The 3,801-nt window shown below is 35.0% G+C and carries 4 protein-coding genes; 2 read left to right on the forward strand and 2 right to left on the reverse strand.

Going from position 1 to position 3,801, the window contains the following annotated elements; genetic code table 11:
* Window positions 1–142, reverse strand: a 142-nt coding sequence (locus F6K06_RS34450; protein ID WP_353734953.1) for a copper resistance protein B, incomplete at its 3' end; no start/stop codon positions are given.
* A gap of 33 nt (window positions 143–175) precedes the next feature.
* On the reverse strand, window positions 176–1,999 hold the full coding sequence (locus F6K06_RS33200) for a hypothetical protein (RefSeq protein ID WP_287309106.1): 1,824 nt from the start codon (window positions 1,997–1,999) through the stop codon (window positions 176–178).
* Between the two features lie 557 nt (window positions 2,000–2,556).
* Between F6K06_RS33200 and F6K06_RS33205 the strand changes: the two genes are divergently transcribed.
* Entirely contained in the window at window positions 2,557–2,739 is a 183-nt protein-coding gene (locus tag F6K06_RS33205; protein WP_287245172.1) for a hypothetical protein, read from the forward strand.
* 306 nt (window positions 2,740–3,045) lie between these two features.
* Complete coding sequence (locus tag F6K06_RS33210) at window positions 3,046–3,573, forward strand: phosphoribosyltransferase (protein WP_287245174.1); 528 nt, start codon at window positions 3,046–3,048, stop codon at window positions 3,571–3,573.
* Window positions 3,574–3,801 lie beyond the last annotated feature (228 nt).

Consider the following 3,801-nt stretch of genomic DNA (forward strand, 5'->3'; position numbering starts at 1 on the left):
CTCCATCTTCGCTGACAAAAAGAGCAGCATCTACTTCCAAGAAATAGGGAGCTAATCCTTGCAAACCAAATACTGCAAAAGCACGGCCGTCAGACTCAGAACCAAATGTTCTGTCGTAACGCACACCGCCCCATCTCCCCATCTCCCATTCTGGACCCTACTCCCATTCTGGACCCTACTCCCATTCTGGACCCATTAACTTACCTCTTAATTGCCATTTACCTAGCTTGGGGTCATCAACTTCTAGCAACCCACTGTACAACCCTTGTTTGGTGTATGGACTCTCTAACACAGGCCAATTTTTTAAAATTATTTTTTCCCCATTAACTACTGCGTCCCCAATAGCACCATCTTGCTGATATGTCATAACTATGCGATCGCCAGCTAAACTCAAATAACTCAAACGCCCTTGACTCTCCCATTCGCTATCATCAACGAGAGTTTTATCCAAGGCCTGTTTTAAACTTTCAACATCTCCAATATCAGCTACTCTTGCTACATCAGTAACCCAAGCAGTCTTTTTTCCTTTAGCAACCATTGCTTGATATTCTTTATATTTCCGAGATAACGGTTGTAAACTTACCTCACCTGACCAAGGTCTAGCACATAGCCAAATATTTTCAATACGCCAAATATACCAATTTTTATATTTTTTCGGTTCACCATAACGTTTTGGCAAGACTAAATGCGACTGTGCTGGCACTCCTGCTTGCAAATCTCGATCGCTAAGAATTAACTGAAATATTACTGCTCCCTTTTGCTGAACATATTGATCGCCAGGACTACGTCCAGTTGCTTGGGGTCCATGATAAGTGCCACCTAAACCTACTACTGCGTTATTAATGCCTTCAGGGTCGCGCACTACTAATTTATAAGTAACATACTGGGCATTAATTGTACCCTCAACTTGATAACTGCGGGTAGGCTCTAATAAAGTACCTAAACTATAGTCTTCAGTTATATAGAATTTTTCCCATAAGCGGTTTCCTTGGGAGTAACTGTAGTAAATTGGATGACTTGCTCTGAGCTGAAATGGTAATGGCACTTGTTTACGAGCTAGTGCCCGCAGATGTTCTGGAGGACGATATGTGCTTAGAGCTGCTGGCAATGCTAACCTAGCAGTACCATCTCCCATCTTTTCTGCAGCTTCAGTGCCTTCTCCCCACCACATCCATGCTACTGCACTTAACCCAGTATTCCAGGTATAGCGATCAAAACCCCTACTTTCGGCACCTCCAGCAGTCCCCCAACTTAGTCTTATTGCCATATTAGCTGCATACCAATCTAGTAAACCTTTTGCCAGTTCTTTTAATTCTGGGTCACGAGCAAAATCATAGATATTAAGTAATCCACCAATACTATATCCATAATAAACTGAAGAATGAAATTCTCCTTGTCCAATAGTTAAAAATTTATTCAGTTCTGCTCGCAACCATGCCTCATTTGTGGCTTCACTTGCGGGGTCTTCTACAGGCCAACCACTTCCATTCATCAATGCTAAACCGGATGCACGATGCATAAACATATGATTTTCTGTTCCAGTTTTTATCCAGTTGAAGACTTTCGGTCGTTGTAGTTGATTTTTGTAAGATGCTAATACATCAGATGGCATTTTCTCTCGAAATAAAAAGAAAATTCGTACATCTAAATAACTACGGAAGTGATAAAGGCTTGGTTTATCTTTATCTAGTTCGAATAAAATTTTCCAGGTTTTTTCTTGATTATAAAGTTCTCCTATTTGTGTATCTTCTAAACTTAATCTGGCTAAAATTACTGGCAGTAGATATTTATGAGGGTCTCCAATTTTTCTTGGTCTCCACCAACTATCTAGTTCTTCTAAGTCTACGGCTGCTAGTTTCTTACGAATTGCCAAACTTCTTGCTTTAAATTTACTTTCTTCTTCTACAGTATTTGGCTGTAACAATGTTGTATTGTTTTTGTTATCTATTTTCTGTATTTTTTTGCTGGTTTTTTGACATCCTAAAATTATGAAATTCAAGGCTATAGTTAATATTATTACTATAGGAGTATAATTTTTTTGCTGATTTTTCATATACTTTTAAACTCTTACTTAAAGTATTTTTTTACGCCATTTGCTTAATTTATCAATACTTTTGAATGCTATATAATACTTAATATTTATACAGTGGCAATAGTAACAATTAATATTAATTATTGATTAAGTATAACATTCAAATTATTGGTTATATGATATAATTATTCCCTTAATTATGCTGAATAAGTATCTTTTGTCAAAAAAATCTGGCAACCATTGATTAATATTATTATCCTTAATATCTTATACTATTTTTTTGTAACCATGGATTGAAGAATTTTGTTGAAGATTTTTTTCTATGACCTTATTCTGCTAATAATTATTCTCTTTTATAGAGTGTAACTTTATAGAAAAATGGCATAAATTACAGAATTATGCTTTAACTATGGTGACATAAGTCACGAATTTTCTAGATAAATATAACTTAGAGTAAATTTTTTATCACAGTTATTAATTGTTAAATTGGGGATACTATAAACAGTATATTATGATGAACTACTATGAACTATCAAACCCTTTTACCAGAAGTAATTATTGCAGATTTAGTATTCCAAGTCTATGGATTTGGTATTTTGACTAAAGAACACAGAAAACAGCTCAGAAATTTATTTTTATACCATAATTGGAGTGAAGAAGATACAACAGCTATTAATCGATTACTTTATGGGGTTCGGCGTGGATAGCTGAGGATAGCAGATTGATATTTTTGCTATTCAGCTTGGCTAATAATCATAAAATTTATTTTTTTTAAAAATACCCCTTTTCTAAATTATTTGAAAGATATAACATACCTTTACCTTTAAATAACACAAAAATTTCAGCTTGTAGAAAATTGGTATAGCATTTCTTAAGAAGTGTGAGATACAACGGAAGGGCGATGCTTCATTTAATAAAATATAATGATTGTGGCTTGAAATACAAGTGAGAGTTTTAGGTAAAATTAAAACTATCCTATTTTTAGGTTATCACTATTATTTTAAAGTTCAAAAATGAGCAATCTTTACATCTCTTGGTTAGACTATCATCAAAAAATTGAGTATCTAGCAGCAAAAATTTATCAATCTCAATGGCAGTTCAATCAAATTGTTTGTTTGGCTAGAGGAGGATTACGAGTAGGAGATATTTTGTCTCGCATTTTCAAAAAACCTTTAGCGATTCTAGCTACTTCCTCTTATGGTGGTATTAAAGGCCAGGAACAGGGTAAGATGATCATAGGAAAAAATTTAACTATGACTACATATCGTTTAGGTAGTCATGTGTTGCTAGCTGATGATCTAGTAGATTCGGGAGTTAGTATAGATAAGTCTATCGCTTGGCTTCAGGATAATTATGGTCAAGAAATTCAGGAACTCAAAACAGCAGTTTTGTGGTACAAGGCTTGCTCTATATTTGAACCTGACTACTATGTTGATTATTTGCCAGATAATCCTTGGGTCCATCAACCGTTTGAAATATATGAACAAATAAGTGCTGCTGATTTAGCTTTTACTTTGACTAGGATGAACATAGATCGGTAGGGAGACAAAATTATTTGTATATTTAGCTCAAGCATATTTTCTATTCCCTGTTACCAAACCGGGCATTCCCTAGCTCCACTAAATTGTTAAATTAATTTGTGATATCATGTCCGGTAGCATCGTTTGTGTATAATTGAAGAGGAGAAAAATAATTCCCAGGAGCGATCGCCATTATGCCAAGACGCTTAAGTATCCAAGAACACCTAAGTATAGATGAACTAGAAAGAA

Origin of the sequence: Okeania sp. SIO1H4 (assembly GCF_010672695.1) — a bacterium.
Classification (GTDB): domain Bacteria; phylum Cyanobacteriota; class Cyanobacteriia; order Cyanobacteriales; family Microcoleaceae; genus Okeania; species Okeania hirsuta.

What these genes read in the sequence shown, in the direction of transcription:
- F6K06_RS33210 (WP_287245174.1), top strand. Translation starts at nt 3,046, where the DNA reads ATGAGCAATCTTTACATCTCTTGGTTAGACTATCATCAAAAAATTGAG.
- F6K06_RS33205 (WP_287245172.1), top strand. Translation starts at nt 2,557, where the DNA reads ATGAACTATCAAACCCTTTTACCAGAAGTAATTATTGCAGATTTAGTA.